Below are 14,252 nucleotides of genomic sequence, written 5' to 3' on the forward strand. Positions count from 1 at the left end.
ACAACTTTCTGAACTGCTTCGTTGCGACGGCGAGGGGTTCAACTTCGTGTGCGCCGGGGTTCCTACAGCAACCCTCGACAGCACCGCTTCCCTTCCTCCCGCGCCGTGTTTCCGTTAGCGCGAAAGAGGCGTGATTCTAAGCACCCGCCCCCGCCGACGCAACCCCTTTTGTGAAAATATTTTGAAAAAGCCCCCGGACGCTGCCGCGCACGGGGGCTGGGGGCTCTACGGACTACGCACCACCCGACCCTGAAGCAGCTGGCGGCTGGTCGCACTCCCTCTCTCTCTATATATATGTACTGGGCGATTTCACTTGCCGCCAACCGCGGCGTGCAGTTGCTCCATCGGCACCGCGTCGGCCATTGCCGTATAGCCGGCGTCGCTCGGGTGAATGCCGTCACCGCTGTCGTATCGGCGCAGCAGCACGCTCGGGCGCGCCGGGTCGCGCAGCACCGCGTCGAAGTCGACCACACCGTCGAACCCGCCGCCGCTCCGAATCCACCGGTTCACCTCGAGCCGGATCGCCTCGCGCCCGGCCGGCAATGCCGCAGGCGTAAGCGTTGCACCGAATACCTTCACGCCCTGGCGGTGCGCGGCCTCGATCAACCGGCGGTAGCCGTCGATCAACGATGCGGCCGTGACCTGCGTATGCGGGCTGTCACAATCGAGCCCCGCCCGCGGCGGCATCGCCGCGAAGTTGATGTCGTTGATGCCGATCAGCACGATCGCCGCCTTCACCCCCGCGCGCGAAAGCGCATCGCGCTCGAACCGCGACGCGAGCGACGTGCCGTAGCACGCCGAATCGCTGAGCAACCGGTTGCCGCTGATCCCGAGATTCACCACGCCGAGCGTATTCGAACCTGCCGCGGTCAGCCGAAGCGTCAGCGCATCCGGCCAGCGACGGTTGCGGTTCAGGCTCGAGCGCAGCCCGTCGGTGATCGAATCCCCGATCGCCGCGACACTCGCCCGCGCGGCTCCGGCCTCGACGGCCAATTCGGTCACCCACGCATATTGGGTAAAGCGCGTGCGGAATGCGCCGGCACCCGGGTCGTTCACGTGATCGCCCGGCGCCGATACGTAATTGAATTGGTTCGACACGCGGTGCCAGGCGGTCATCCGCTGGTTCGCCCCCATCCGCAGGCTGATCGCATACGGCCGCCCGGCTGTCACGTCGATCGCCACCGGGTCGCTTTCGAGCTCCTGGCCCGACGCGAGCGTCACCGATGCCTTGCCGCCGAAGCGCACGGCCGTGCTCGCCCCATCGGCAAGCGTCGCGCCGTCACCCGCGCGCGCAAGACCTGCGGCGTCGATCACCAGCGGCGCGCGACCGTATGCATTGCTCACGCGAATCCGCGCGGCATGTCCCGATACGGTCGGATAGACGATCTGCCGAACGGTCCGCCCGGCCACGTCGGGCGCACGATAGAGCGGCGGCGGCGCAGCCAGGTCGGGAATCGGCTGCAAGGCAGTCGCCCACGCGGCGACCCAACCGGCCTGGGCCGAGGCCGAGGCCGCGAGCGGCGACAGGAACATGGACGCGCCCAGCACGGTCGCGACGAAACTGCTTCGAAATGACATCGGCGAAATCCTCATCGGAAAGCGGGCATTGTGCCGCAGAAGCCGCCGATCTCACGCGCCGAACCGCCTTCCCGTGCAGCGATCGAGCCCCGACGCCTCTCGTTTACCCCAGTCTTGCCGCAAATGCACAAGAAATTTATTAACCGACCGGTCGGTTGGTTTATACTTCGCACACATTCAACCGGACGGGAATCTCCGCCATGTACACGCAATCCCTCGACATCCCCGGCAACGTCGCGCCGCTCGACGCCGCAGCCGAGTCGCCCGAGCAAGCGCGGTTCGACGCGGTCATGGCCGCGGACGGCAAGATCGAACCGCAGGACTGGATGCCGGACGCCTATCGCAAGACGCTGGTCCGCCAGATCTCGCAGCATGCGCACTCGGAAGTGGTCGGCATGCTGCCGGAAGGCAACTGGATCTCGCGCGCGCCGAGCCTGAAGCGCAAGGCGATCCTGCTCGCGAAAGTCCAGGACGAAGCCGGCCACGGCCTCTATCTATATAGCGCGGCCGAAACGCTCGGCGTATCGCGCGATGCGCTGATCGACGCGCTGCACGCCGGCAAGGCGAAATACTCGAGCATCTTCAACTACCCGACGCCGACCTGGGCCGACGTCGGCGTGATCGGCTGGCTCGTCGACGGCGCCGCGATCATGAACCAGATTCCGCTGTGCCGCTGCACGTACGGCCCGTACGCGCGCGCGATGATCCGCGTGTGCAAGGAAGAGTCGTTCCACCAGCGCCAGGGTTTCGATGCGCTGCTGTCGATGATGAAGGGCACCGACGCGCAGCGCGCGATGGTCCAGCAGGCCGTGAACCGCTGGTGGTGGCCGGTGCTGATGATGTTCGGCCCGAGCGACGCCGACTCGGTCCACAGCAGCCAGTCCGCGAAATGGGGCATCAAGCGGATCTCGAACGACGATCTGCGGCAGAAGTTCGTCGACGCGACGGTCGACCAGGCGAAGGTACTCGGCGTGACGCTGCCCGACCCCGACCTGAAATGGAACGAGACGCGCGGCCACCACGACTACGGCACGATCGACTGGGATGAATTCTGGCGCGTCGTCAACGGCGACGGCCCTTGCAACAAGGAACGCCTCGCGACCCGCGTGAAGGCGCACGACGACGGCGCGTGGGTACGCGAAGCCGCGCTCGCGCACGAAGCGAAGCGCCGAGTCCGCGCCGAACAGCACGCCGCCTGAGCGGCAACCCTCGAATACAGGATTCAGGAGAGAGTGATGAACAAGGAATGGCCGATCTGGGAAGTGTTCGTGCGCAGCAAGCAGGGGCTCGACCACAAGCATTGCGGCAGCCTGCACGCGGCCGACGCGTCGATGGCGCTGCGCATGGCGCGCGACGTCTACACGCGCCGCCAGGAAGGCGTGAGCATCTGGGTGGTGCCGTCGTCGGCGATCACCGCGTCGGATCCGGCCGAGAAGGCCGAGCTGTTCGAACCGGCGGGCGACAAGATCTACCGTCACCCGACGTTCTACACGCTGCCCGACGAAGTCAACCACATGTAACGCCCGCGCCATGACGATCACGCCCGAACACCTCTCCTACGTGCTGCGCCTTGCGGACAATGCGCTGATCCTCGGTCAGCGCAACGCCGAATGGTGCGGCCACGGCCCGATCCTCGAGGAAGACATCGCGCTCACCAACATGAGCCTCGACCTCATCGGCCAGGCCCGCATGCTGTATACGCACGCAGCCGAACTCGAGCGCCAGCTCAACGGCGCGGCGAAGACGGAAGACGATTACGCGTACTTCCGCACCGAGCGCGAATTCGCGAACTTCACGCTCGCCGAGCTGCCGCACTACGGCCCGATCGCCGGCACCGCGCACGCCGACAAGGACTACGCGGTGACGATCGTGCGCAACTTCCTCTACGCAACGCTGATGCTGCACGTGTGGACGGCGCTCGAAACGTCGACGGACGCGCACCTCGCCGCGATCGCCGCGAAATCGGTGAAGGAGACCCGCTATCACGTGCAGCACGCGCGCGAATGGCTGGTGCGCCTCGGCGACGGCACCGACGAATCGCATCGCCGCGCGCAGGCCGCGCTCGATTACCTGATTCCGTACACGCGCGAATTCTTCGCGGCCGACGCGATCGACGACGCGGTCGCCGCACTGGGCATCGCCCCGGCACCGGCCGCGCTCGAAGCCGCGTGGCGCGCGGACGTGGACGATGCGCTCGCGGAGGCGACGCTCACCCTGCCGGCACCCGTCCAGCATGTGACGACCGGCAAGCAGGGCGAGCATTCCGAGCACATGGGCTATCTGCTCGCGGAAATGCAGAGCCTCGCGCGCCAGCACCCCGGCGCGAGCTGGTAACCGGCCGACCCAACGGAGCCCGACGATGTCCGTCCAGACCGCCACACCCGCCGACGCCACGCCCGCCGCGCATCGCCACGATCCGTTGCTCGCGCGTGCGTGGGATGTGCTCGAAGCAGTGCCCGATCCCGAAATCCCGGTTGTGTCGATCCGCGAGCTCGGCATCCTGCGCGACGTCCGTCGCGCGGACGACGGCCTGCTCGAAGTCGTGATCACGCCGACCTACTCCGGCTGTCCGGCCATGTCGCAGATCGCCGAGGACATCGCCGCCGCGCTGCAGGCCGCCGACCTGCCGCCGCACCGGATCGAGACGGTGCTCGCGCCCGCGTGGACGACCGACTGGATCACGCAGGAAGCGCGCGAGAAGCTGCGCGCCTACGGCATCGCGCCGCCCGTCGGTCAGTGCGGCAGCGCCGCGCCACGGGAAACCGTCGTGCGTTTCGTGCCGCGGCCGGTCGCGGCGCCCGTTTGCCCGCGCTGCGGCTCCGCGCGCACCGAGCGTCTCGCGCAATTCGCGTCCACGGCCTGCAAGGCGCTGTATCGCTGCGTCGACTGCCGCGAACCCTTCGACTACTTCAAACCCTATTGATCATGGCGACTCCGCAATTTCACCCGCTGCGTATCCGCGACGTGCGCCCCGAGACCGCCGACGCCGTTACCGTCTCCTTCGACGTGCCGCCGGAGCTGCGCGACGCGTTCCGCTTCACGCAGGGCCAGTTCGTCACGCTGAAGACCCATATCGACGGCGAGGAAACGCGCCGCTCGTACTCGATCTGTGTCGGCACGACCGACTATGACCGCGACGGCGAACTGCGCATCGGCATCAAGCGCGTGCGCGGCGGCCGTTTCTCGAATTTCGCGTTCGACACGCTGAAGCCCGGCCACACGATCGACGTGATGACGCCGGACGGCCGCTTCTTCACGCACCTGAACGCCGATCACGGCAAGCAGTACGTCGCGTTCTCCGGTGGCTCGGGCATCACGCCGGTGCTCGCGATCGTGAAGACGACGCTCGAACTCGAACCGCGCAGCACGTTCACGCTGATCTACGGCAACCGCAGCGTCGACGCGATCATGTTCGCGGAGGAGCTCGAAGACCTGAAGAACCGCTACATGGACCGCTTCGTCCTGTATCACGTACTGTCGGACGACCAGCAGGACGTCGAGCTGTTCAATGGCGTCCTCGACCAGGCGAAATGCGCGGAATTCCTCGCCACGCTGATGCCCGCCGACGCGATCGACGAAGCGTTCATCTGCGGCCCCGCGCCGATGATGGACGCAGCCGAAGCCGCGCTGAAAGCAGCCGGCGTGCCGCAGGCGAAGGTGCATGTCGAACGCTTCGGCACGCCGCTGCCGCAGGCCGGCGCCCCCGTCGTCGAGATCACCGACACGACGCCTGCCGCGGACCTCGAAATCGTGCTCGACGGCAAGAAGCGCAAGCTGCGTCTGCCGCACGAAGGCGTGAGCCTGCTCGACGTCGGCCTGCGCGCGGGCCTCGCGCTGCCCTACGCGTGCAAGGGCGGCGTGTGCTGCACGTGCCGGGCGAAGGTGGTCGAAGGCGAAGTGCGGATGGAAAAGAACTACACGCTCGAGGAACACGAAGTGAAGGACGGCTTCGTGCTCACGTGCCAGTGCCACCCGATCAGCGACAAGGTCGTCGTAAGCTTCGACGAGCGTTGAGCGGCGTCGGACCGGCGCGGCGTGCCGGTTTCTCGTCGTCACACATCTCGCTTACACTAGGGGCCGCCGGCCGGCTGGACGTCATCGCGTCCGCCCGTCCGGCGGTTTTCTTTTGTTCGATGACAGGCCGATGAGTACCATTCACGTGATTCAGGGCGGCACCGCCGCCGCGTCGCTACGCGAGGCGCTCGCGCAAGCCGGACGCGACGAGCGCGTCGTCGGATTGCTCGACGATCTCGCGGTCGGGCCGCTGAAGGGCGCCGACGAGACGCCCGACACGCGCGCCGCCTTCTGGCAGCGCGTGCTCGGCGATCAGATTCCCGACTGGAATGCGGAAATCCAGGGCGAGTTCGCCCGCCTCGACCAGCTCGCGATGGACACCGGCCAGGTGGTCGTGTGGCACGCGCCGAGCGTCGGCGACAAACTGCTGCTGCGCCGCGTCGCCTATCACCTGCGCAACGTGCCGCAGCGCCTGAACGAGGTGCGGCTGTCGGCCGCCGACCTCGACGCATCGCAGCGCGCAGCACTGACCCGCACCGACCAGGCCTGTTCGACCGGGATGTTCTCGCCGGCGGCGCTCGCCCGCAAACGGCCGATGGCCGCGCCGGTCTCGGTGCTGCGCATCGGCCGCCTCGCGCTCGAATGGCAGGAGGCCAAGCACCTGAATGCCGAGTTGCGCTACTGGGTGAGCAACACGATCAAGAGCGGCCAGTACGCCGACCTCGACGCGCTGATCGCCGCGCATGCGGAACCCGGCTGGCAACCCGCACGGCGCGTGGTCGGCGGCATCATGGCCGGCGCCGACCGCGGCGGGCTGTTCGTCAGCGACTCGATCGCCTGGTGGCGCTGCCGCGAGCTCGCGGCAGCCGGCCGGCTCGAGCTGCAGGACGACGCGCCGGCCGCCCTCTCTTTCACGCAGGTACGCGCGCCCGCCGCGCCCCGCTAACGCTACTCTTTCGCATTCCACCATGGCCCGTACCCGAGCGCCCGACCACGAATCCCAGCGCGAGCAGATCCTCGATCTCGCCGCCGAGAAATTCGCGCAAACGAGCTATCCGAGCACGTCGATGTCCGATCTCGCGACCGCGAGCGGCACGTCGAAGGCGCGTCTCTATCACTATTACGAGAGCAAGGAAGCAATCCTGTTCGACCTGCTCGACCGCTACACGAAACGGTTGATGCTGATCATCGCCGAGGTCGAAGGCGCGAGCCAGCGGCGCGGCCTCAGCGAGCGCGACGCGTTCGCCGAACTGGTGCGGGCGTTCCTCGCCGAGTACGAGACGTCGCACAGCCGCCACGTCGCGCTGCTCAACGACGTGAAGTATCTGGAGGATGCGCAGCGCGAAATCGTGCTGGATCGCCAGCGCGACATCGTCGCGGCCTTCGCGCGCCAGCTCGCGCGCGCCTATCCGGACCGGATCTCCAAGGAAAACCAGACGTCGGTCACGATGATGGTGTTCGGGATGATCAACTGGACGTTCACGTGGCTCAAGCCGGGCGGGCGCCTCGGCTACCGCGACTTCGCCGAACAGGTGATCGACCTGATGGAGCGGGGGCTGTCGGCCGGCGCGTGATTGCCGCAGAGCAGCATGCGTTGCGTGGCGGGCACACTGCGGCAGCCCGCCGCGCATTTCATATGATGAATTTTTAATCCGTTAAAAATCAAATAGATAGCAAATGAACTAAGCGGATTTAGAATTTCCCCTCAGCACAAATAACGTCAAATACGGGTTTTCCCCAACCCCGCTCGGGTAAAATGCTGTTGCGTCGCACAACACACATGTGCAGCACCACACTGAGGAACCCACGATGAACACGCAATCCAACCGCCGTGCCGATGCCGTCGGCCACGCCGGTACTGCGCCGGTTCTCGTCAGGGAACTGGCTTCCAAAGACCGTGAGCGCATGCTCACCCACTTTCTCTCGCTCGACGAAGAGGACCGCCTGCTGCGCTTCGGCCAGATGGTGCCCGACCACGTGATCGAGAACTATGTCCGCACGCTCGACTTCGGGCGCGACACCGTGTTCGGCGTGTTCGACCATGCGCTCGAATTGATCGGCGTCGGCCACCTGGCGTACCTGCCGGTCGAAGGCGACAAGCGCACGGCCGAATTCGGCGTGTCGGTGCTCGAAAGCGCCCGCGGCCGCGGCGTCGGCTCGAAGCTGTTCGAGCGCGCGGCGATCCGCAGCCGCAACACCCGCGTGACGATGTTGTACATGCATTGCCTGTCGCGCAACGCGACGATGATGCACATCGCGAAGAAGTCCGGCATGCGGATCGAATACGCGTACGGCGAAGCCGATGCGTACCTGTCGCTGCCGCCGGCCGACCACTCGACGATCCTCGCCGAGATGCTGCAGGAACAGGCCGCGGTGTTCGACTATGCGCTCAAGCGCCAGGCGCACCGCACGTCGAAATTCATCGAATCGCTGATGCCCGCCACGCTGACGGCGTGACATCGGCCGACCGGGCTGCCCCGCGGGGCGCCCGGCCCTTCTTCCTTGCCCCTTCCTCGCCGCGCGCTAGCGTACCGACCGGATCGGCAACGCCGTCGTCTCCTTGAAGCACTCGAGCGAGAAACTCGTCTTCACGTCGATCACCGACGGGTGGTGCAGCAAATGCTCCTGCACGAAGCGGGAGAAGTGCGCCATGTCCTCGACCTGCACGCGCAGCAGGTAATCCATGTCGCCCGTCATCGCATGACACGCGACCACTTCCGGCCAGGTCTGCACGGCCGCGCGGAACAGTTCCGCGTGGGTCGCGCCCGCGCGCGCCGACGTCTCGTCGGCACGGACCGGCGCCAGGCCGCCGCGCTTCTCGAGTCGCACACTCACATAGGCGAGCAGGTCGAGCCCGAGCTTCTGCGGATCGAGCAGCGCGACGTAGCCGGTGATCACGCCGATCTCCTCGAGCCGCCGGATCCGCCGCAGGCACGGGCTCGGCGACAGGTTCACGCGCTCGGCGATCTCCTGGTTCGACAGGCGGCCGTTCTCCTGAAGAATCGCGAGAATCCGCCGGTCGATGGCATCCAATTCGGCCTGCGCCATTTTCTGCCCTCCGATGATTATTTCGAGACTTGAAATTGCGTCATCGTAGGCACGGACAATTAAGTTCGCAAGTTTACGCTCGCCCCTGCCCGCTACACTTTGTCGCATGGAGCGATGCGTGGCGCGCGCCGCGGCACGCATCGCCTTCGACTTGAAACCGGCCGGGTTCCCCACCTCGCCCCGGCCGCTCGCACAGCACACAGGAGACACGGCATGCAGATCCCCAACTGGGAGAACCCCGTCGGCACCGACGGCTTCGAATTCATCGAATACACCGCACCGGATCCGAAAGCGCTCGGACAGCTGTTCGAGCGGATGGGTTTCACCGCGATCGCACGCCATCGCCACAAGGACGTGACGGTCTACCGCCAGGGCGACATCAACTTCATCATCAACGCCGAACCCGATTCGTTCGCACAACGCTTCGCGCGCCTGCACGGCCCGTCGATCTGCGCGATCGCGTTCCGCGTGCAGGACGCCGCGAAGGCGTACAAGCACGCGCTCGACCTCGGCGCGTGGGGCTTCGACAACAAGACGGGCCCGATGGAGCTGAACATCCCGGCGATCAAGGGCATCGGCGATTCGCTGATCTATTTCGTCGACCGCTGGCGCGGCAAGAACGGCGCGCAGCCCGGTGCGATCGGCGACATCAGCATCTATGACGTCGACTTCGAGCCGATCGCCGGCGCGAACCCGAACCCGGTCGGCCACGGCCTCACCTACATCGACCACCTGACACACAACGTGCATCGCGGCCGCATGCAGGAATGGGCCGAGTTCTACGAGCGCCTGTTCAACTTCCGCGAAGTGCGCTACTTCGACATCGAAGGCAAGGTGACGGGCGTGAAGTCGAAGGCGATGACGTCGCCGTGCGGCAAGATCCGGATCCCGATCAACGAGGAAGGCTCGGACACGGCCGGCCAGATCCAGGAATACCTCGACGCGTATCACGGCGAAGGCATCCAGCACATCGCGCTCGGCACGAACGACATCTACGGCGCGGTCGACGGCCTGCGCGGCAAGGAAGTGAAGCTGCTCGACACGATCGACACCTATTACGAGCTGGTCGACCGCCGCGTGCCGAACCACGGCGAATCGCTCGACGAGCTGAAGAAGCGCAAGATCCTGATCGACGGCGCCCGCGACGACCTGCTGCTGCAGATCTTCACCGAGAACCAGATCGGCCCGATCTTCTTCGAGATCATCCAGCGCAAGGGCAACCAGGGCTTCGGCGAAGGCAACTTCAAGGCGCTGTTCGAATCGATCGAGCTCGACCAGATCCGCCGCGGCGTGGTCCAGGACAAGGCCTGACGCTCACGGCCGCGCGCACATCGGCGGCACAAGAAAAAAGGGCGGGAATCTTGCGATTCCCGCCCTTTCGTCGTTCTGCGCGTGTCGGCGCGGCCCGGCGGCCGCGCGAACGGATCAACGCACGTTCGCCTTCGCTGCGATGGCGCGCTCGGCCGGCTGCGCGGCGGCGTCCTGCGCCGGCGCGATCTGACGCATCTGCGCGCCGGCTGCCGCCAGTGCGCTCGCGCCGCGCGCGTGCACCGGGCCGGTCATCGCGAAAAACGCCGCGGACACGATCAGGAAACTCTGGATATGACGTGTGTTCATTGCACCTCCTTAAAAACTGCCGGCGCCTCCCCGGTTGCGTCGAAACGGGCCGACGCGACCGGGCACCTCCGGCAGGCCGACAAGATTAACGGCATTTGTACGAAGATGGGGCCGGCTTTACATGCTTTTACATGATGTAACGCATGGCGGCACGCCGTTTTGTCGACGCGCGGTGGCCGACCGGCCGGTGGGCGACGGGTTTATCCCAGTGCTACCATCGCTTAAAACCGGCCAATATGCCGGCCACTGCCGAGACGTTCACAAGACGTCGACGCACTTGAAGCTTTGGTGATCCCAAACTGGGTGGAGGAGACTGTTCAATGAATGCCCCGCTAGACGCAGACCAACGCGCTTCGCTCGAAGCCGCGCTGAAGTCCGTCACGCTCGACGACAAATACACGCTCGAACGCGGCCGCGCGTACATGAGCGGCATCCAGGCGCTCGTGCGCCTGCCGATGCTCCAGCAGGAACGCGACCGCGCCGCCGGCCTCAACACGGCCGGCTTCATCTCCGGTTATCGCGGTTCGCCGCTCGGCGGCCTCGACCTCTCGCTGTGGAAGGCCAAGCAGCACCTCGCCTCCCACCAGATCGTCTTCCAGCCCGGTCTCAACGAAGATCTCGCCGCCACCGCCGTGTGGGGGTCGCAGCAGGTGAACCTGTACCCCGGCGCGAAGTACGACGGCGTGTTCGGCATGTGGTACGGCAAGGGCCCGGGCGTCGACCGCACCGGCGACGTCTTCAAGCACGCGAACTCGGCCGGCTCGTCGCCGCACGGCGGCGTGCTGGTGCTCGCCGGCGACGACCACGCGGCGAAATCGTCGACGCTCGCGCACCAGTCCGAACACATCTTCAAGGCCTGCGGGCTGCCGGTGCTGTTCCCGTCCAACGTGCAGGAATATCTCGACTTCGGCCTGCACGGCTGGGCGATGAGCCGCTACTCGGGCCTGTGGGTCGCGCTCAAGTGCGTGACCGACGTGGTCGAATCGTCGGCGTCGGTCGACATCGACCCGCATCGCACCGAGATCGTGCTGCCGACCGACTTCATCCTGCCGGAAGGCGGCCTGAACATCCGCTGGCCCGACCCGCCGCTCGTGCAGGAAGCGCGGCTGCTGGACTACAAGTGGTACGCGGCGCTCGCCTATGTGCGCGCGAACAAGCTCGACCGGATCGAGATCGACTCGCCCACCGCGCGCTTCGGGATCATGACGGGCGGCAAGGCGTACCTCGACGTGCGCCAGGCGCTGAGCGACCTCGGCCTCGACGACGAAACCTGCGCCCGGATCGGCATCCGCCTCTACAAGGTCGGCTGCGTGTGGCCGCTCGAGGCGCAAGGCGCGCAGGCCTTCGCGCGCGGCCTCGACGAAATCCTCGTCGTCGAGGAAAAGCGCCAGATCCTCGAATACGCGATCAAGGAAGAGCTGTACAACTGGCCCGATGCGCAGCGCCCGCGCGTATTCGGCAAGTTCGACGAGAAGGACGGCGCCGGCGGCGAATGGTCGGTGCCGATGGGCAACTGGCTGCTGCCCGCGCACTACGAACTGTCGCCCGCGATCATCGCGAAAGCGATCGCGACGCGCCTCGAGAAGTTCGAGCTGCCGTCCGACGTGCGCGCGCGCATCGCCGCGCGGCTCGCGGTGATCAACGCGAAGGAAATGGCGCTCGCGAAACCGCACGTGCAGACCGAGCGCAAGCCGTGGTTCTGCTCGGGCTGCCCGCACAACACGTCGACCAACGTGCCGGAAGGCTCGCGCGCGATCGCCGGGATCGGCTGCCACTACATGACGGTGTGGATGGACCGCAGCACGAGCACCTTCAGCCAGATGGGCGGCGAAGGCGTGCCGTGGATCGGCCAGGCGCCGTTCACCGACGAAAAGCACGTGTTCGCGAACCTCGGCGACGGCACCTATTTCCACTCGGGCCTGCTGGCGGTGCGCGCGGCGATCTCGTCGAAGGCGAACATCACCTACAAGATCCTCTACAACGACGCCGTCGCAATGACGGGCGGCCAGCCGGTCGACGGCGTGCTGACGGTGCCGCAGATCACGCACCAGCTCGCGTCCGAAGGCGCGAAGAAGATCGTGATCGTCACCGACGAGCCGGAAAAGTACGACGACCAGAAGGCGCTGCTCGCGCCGGGCGTGACGATCCATCACCGCGACCAGCTCGACGACGTGCAGCGCGAGTTGCGCGAGATCGCCGGCACGACGATCCTGATCTACGACCAGACCTGCGCGACGGAGAAGCGCCGCCGCCGCAAGCGCGGCACGTATCCGGATCCGGCGAAGCGCGTCGTGATCAACGACGCTGTGTGCGAAGGCTGCGGCGACTGCTCGGTGAAGTCGAACTGCCTGTCGGTCGAGCCGCTCGACACCGAATTCGGCACAAAGCGCCAGATCAACCAGTCGAGCTGCAACAAGGACTTCTCGTGCCTGAAGGGCTTCTGCCCGAGCTTCGTCACGGTCGAGGGCGGCCAGTTGAAGAAGCCGAAGGCCGTGTCGGTCGACGGCGGCGCGCTGCCGCCGATTCCGGAGCCGGCGCTGCCGGCGATCGATCGAGCCTACGGCGTGCTCGTCACGGGCGTCGGCGGCACGGGCGTCGTCACGATCGGCGCGCTGCTCGGCATGGCCGCGCACCTGGAGAACAAGGGCGTGACCGTGCTCGACGTCACGGGCCTCGCGCAGAAGGGCGGCGCCGTGATGAGCCACGTGCAGATCTCGCACGCGCCGACCGACATCCACGCGACGCGGATCGCGATGGGCGAAGCCGACCTCGTGATCGGCTGCGACGCGATCGTCACGGCCGGCGACGAATGCACGTCGCGGATGCGGCACGACACGACGCGCGTGGTCGTCAACAGCGCGCAGACGCCCACCGCCGAGTTCATCAAGAACCCGAACTGGGCGTTCCCGGGCGTGTCCGCCGAAAACGACATCCGCGCGGCGGCCGGCTCGGCCGTCGACTTCATCGACGCGAACCGCTTCGCGGTCGCGCTGCTCGGCGACGCGATCTACACGAATCCGTTCGTGCTCGGCTACGCGTGGCAGAAAGGCTGGCTACCGCTTACGCTCGCGTCGCTCGAACGCGCGATCGAGCTGAACGCGGTGTCGGTCGAGAAGAACCGGGCGGCGTTCGACTGGGGTCGCCGCGCCGCGCACGACCTCGCGAGCGTGAAGCAGGCCGCGGCCGGCGACGCGCGCCCCGTGCAGGGCGCGACGGTGATCGCACTGCACACGAAGAAGGCGGTCGATGCCTTGATCGCGAAGCGCGTGGAGTTCCTCACCGCGTACCAGAACGCCGCGTACGCATCGCGCTATGCCGCCTTCGTCGACCGGGTGCGGGCTGCCGAACGCGCGCTGGCGGACGGCGACGCCGTGCAGGAGCCGCTGACCGAAGCGGTCGCCCGCAATCTGTTCAAGCTGATGGCGTACAAGGACGAATACGAGGTCGCGCGGCTGCAGTCCGATCCCGCGTTCCTCGCGCGCCTGTCATCGCAGTTCGAAGGCGACTGGAAGCTGAAATTCCACCTCGCGCCGCCGCTGTTCGCGAAGACGGACGCACACGGCCATCTCGTGAAGAAGGCGTACGGCCCGTGGATGATGTCCGCGTTCCGGCTGCTCGCGAAGGCGAAGTTTCTGCGCGGCACGGGGCTCGACCCGTTCGGCCGCACCGAGGAGCGCCGCACCGAGCGCGCACTGATCGGCGAGTACGAAGCGCTGATCGGCGAAGTGCTCGGTAAGCTCAACGCGGCCAACCGCCCGCTCGCGCTCGAGCTCGCGGCGCTGCCGGACGGCATTCGCGGCTACGGCCACGTGAAGGAGAACAACCTGCGTGCGGTGCGCCAGAAGTGGAACACGCTGCTCGCGCAGTGGCGTTCGCCGACGGCCGGGCAGACGAGCCAGCAGGTCGCGTAACGGTGCGCGGCGGGCGTTCGCGGTCGGGTCGCCCGCCCCATGCGGCACGCTGGACACAAAAAAACGCCACGGAACGCGGGTTCC

The 14,252-nt window shown here is 66.7% G+C and carries 13 protein-coding genes; 10 read left to right on the forward strand and 3 right to left on the reverse strand.

All coding sequences use genetic code 11. The annotated features are described in order from the left end of the window. Positions 1-309 precede the first annotated feature (309 nt). Complete coding sequence (locus SB771_RS32350) at positions 310-1,578, reverse strand: SGNH/GDSL hydrolase family protein (protein WP_175661438.1); 1,269 nt, start codon at positions 1,576-1,578, stop codon at positions 310-312. A gap of 200 nt (positions 1,579-1,778) precedes the next feature. On the opposite strand from SB771_RS32350, the gene paaA reads away from it, so the two are divergent. The 8 genes from paaA to SB771_RS32390 all read left to right on the forward strand — a co-directional run bounded on the left by paaA (position 1,779) and on the right by SB771_RS32390 (position 8,049). Beyond that, positions 1,779-2,777, forward strand: a complete 999-nt coding sequence (gene paaA / locus SB771_RS32355; protein WP_175661437.1) for a 1,2-phenylacetyl-CoA epoxidase subunit PaaA — start codon at positions 1,779-1,781, stop codon at positions 2,775-2,777. 36 nt (positions 2,778-2,813) lie between these two features. After that, entirely contained in the window at positions 2,814-3,098 is a 285-nt protein-coding gene (paaB, locus tag SB771_RS32360) for a 1,2-phenylacetyl-CoA epoxidase subunit PaaB (RefSeq protein WP_006752453.1), read from the forward strand. A 10-nt stretch (positions 3,099-3,108) separates the two neighbouring features. Next, the gene (gene paaC / locus SB771_RS32365; protein WP_126227012.1) at positions 3,109-3,912 is read left to right on the forward strand and encodes a 1,2-phenylacetyl-CoA epoxidase subunit PaaC; all 804 of its coding nucleotides are present in this window, start codon (positions 3,109-3,111) and stop codon (positions 3,910-3,912) included. 25 nt (positions 3,913-3,937) lie between these two features. Next, the gene (paaD, locus tag SB771_RS32370) at positions 3,938-4,501 is read left to right on the forward strand and encodes a 1,2-phenylacetyl-CoA epoxidase subunit PaaD (RefSeq protein WP_011655751.1); all 564 of its coding nucleotides are present in this window, start codon (positions 3,938-3,940) and stop codon (positions 4,499-4,501) included. A 2-nt stretch (positions 4,502-4,503) separates the two neighbouring features. Further along, positions 4,504-5,592 carry a 1,2-phenylacetyl-CoA epoxidase subunit PaaE gene (gene paaE, locus SB771_RS32375; RefSeq protein ID WP_175661436.1) on the forward strand — a complete coding sequence of 363 codons (1,089 nt, stop codon included), beginning with the start codon at positions 4,504-4,506 and terminating at the stop codon, positions 5,590-5,592. Positions 5,593-5,722: 130 nt separating this feature from the next. Next, positions 5,723-6,538 carry a DUF1835 domain-containing protein gene (locus tag SB771_RS32380; protein WP_175661435.1) on the forward strand — a complete coding sequence of 272 codons (816 nt, stop codon included), beginning with the start codon at positions 5,723-5,725 and terminating at the stop codon, positions 6,536-6,538. Between the two features lie 22 nt (positions 6,539-6,560). Beyond that, the gene (locus SB771_RS32385; RefSeq protein ID WP_011655748.1) at positions 6,561-7,166 is read left to right on the forward strand and encodes a TetR/AcrR family transcriptional regulator; all 606 of its coding nucleotides are present in this window, start codon (positions 6,561-6,563) and stop codon (positions 7,164-7,166) included. Positions 7,167-7,401: 235 nt separating this feature from the next. After that, positions 7,402-8,049, forward strand: a complete 648-nt coding sequence (locus SB771_RS32390; protein ID WP_011655747.1) for a GNAT family N-acetyltransferase — start codon at positions 7,402-7,404, stop codon at positions 8,047-8,049. 66 nt (positions 8,050-8,115) lie between these two features. On the opposite strand, the gene SB771_RS32395 is transcribed toward SB771_RS32390, so the two are convergent. Then, on the reverse strand, positions 8,116-8,640 hold the full coding sequence (locus SB771_RS32395; protein WP_011655746.1) for an Lrp/AsnC family transcriptional regulator: 525 nt from the start codon (positions 8,638-8,640) through the stop codon (positions 8,116-8,118). A 213-nt stretch (positions 8,641-8,853) separates the two neighbouring features. On the opposite strand from SB771_RS32395, the gene hppD reads away from it, so the two are divergent. Next, entirely contained in the window at positions 8,854-9,951 is a 1,098-nt protein-coding gene (gene hppD / locus SB771_RS32400) for a 4-hydroxyphenylpyruvate dioxygenase (RefSeq protein WP_012362878.1), read from the forward strand. Positions 9,952-10,065: 114 nt separating this feature from the next. Here the strand turns inward: hppD and SB771_RS32405 are convergent, their stop codons facing one another. Further along, entirely contained in the window at positions 10,066-10,257 is a 192-nt protein-coding gene (locus SB771_RS32405) for a hypothetical protein (RefSeq protein ID WP_012362877.1), read from the reverse strand. 320 nt (positions 10,258-10,577) lie between these two features. Here SB771_RS32405 and SB771_RS32410 point away from each other — a divergent pair, with 320 nt between their 5' ends. After that, complete coding sequence (locus tag SB771_RS32410; RefSeq protein ID WP_175661434.1) at positions 10,578-14,168, forward strand: indolepyruvate ferredoxin oxidoreductase family protein; 3,591 nt, start codon at positions 10,578-10,580, stop codon at positions 14,166-14,168. Positions 14,169-14,252 lie beyond the last annotated feature (84 nt).

The sequence above is a fragment of the Burkholderia sp. SIMBA_051 genome, from assembly GCF_046534915.1.
Classification (GTDB): domain Bacteria; phylum Pseudomonadota; class Gammaproteobacteria; order Burkholderiales; family Burkholderiaceae; genus Burkholderia; species Burkholderia ambifaria.

What these genes read in the sequence shown, in the direction of transcription:
- SB771_RS32390 (WP_011655747.1), top strand. Translation starts at nt 7,402, where the DNA reads ATGAACACGCAATCCAACCGCCGTGCCGATGCCGTCGGCCACGCCGGT.
- paaC (WP_126227012.1), top strand. Translation starts at nt 3,109, where the DNA reads ATGACGATCACGCCCGAACACCTCTCCTACGTGCTGCGCCTTGCGGAC.
- paaB (WP_006752453.1), top strand. Translation starts at nt 2,814, where the DNA reads ATGAACAAGGAATGGCCGATCTGGGAAGTGTTCGTGCGCAGCAAGCAG.
- SB771_RS32405 (WP_012362877.1), bottom strand. Translation starts at nt 10,257, where the DNA reads ATGAACACACGTCATATCCAGAGTTTCCTGATCGTGTCCGCGGCGTTT.
- paaD (WP_011655751.1), top strand. Translation starts at nt 3,938, where the DNA reads ATGTCCGTCCAGACCGCCACACCCGCCGACGCCACGCCCGCCGCGCAT.
- SB771_RS32380 (WP_175661435.1), top strand. Translation starts at nt 5,723, where the DNA reads ATGAGTACCATTCACGTGATTCAGGGCGGCACCGCCGCCGCGTCGCTA.
- paaA (WP_175661437.1), top strand. Translation starts at nt 1,779, where the DNA reads ATGTACACGCAATCCCTCGACATCCCCGGCAACGTCGCGCCGCTCGAC.
- hppD (WP_012362878.1), top strand. Translation starts at nt 8,854, where the DNA reads ATGCAGATCCCCAACTGGGAGAACCCCGTCGGCACCGACGGCTTCGAA.
- SB771_RS32385 (WP_011655748.1), top strand. Translation starts at nt 6,561, where the DNA reads ATGGCCCGTACCCGAGCGCCCGACCACGAATCCCAGCGCGAGCAGATC.
- SB771_RS32395 (WP_011655746.1), bottom strand. Translation starts at nt 8,640, where the DNA reads ATGGCGCAGGCCGAATTGGATGCCATCGACCGGCGGATTCTCGCGATT.
- paaE (WP_175661436.1), top strand. Translation starts at nt 4,504, where the DNA reads ATGGCGACTCCGCAATTTCACCCGCTGCGTATCCGCGACGTGCGCCCC.
- SB771_RS32350 (WP_175661438.1), bottom strand. Translation starts at nt 1,578, where the DNA reads ATGTCATTTCGAAGCAGTTTCGTCGCGACCGTGCTGGGCGCGTCCATG.
- SB771_RS32410 (WP_175661434.1), top strand. Translation starts at nt 10,578, where the DNA reads ATGAATGCCCCGCTAGACGCAGACCAACGCGCTTCGCTCGAAGCCGCG.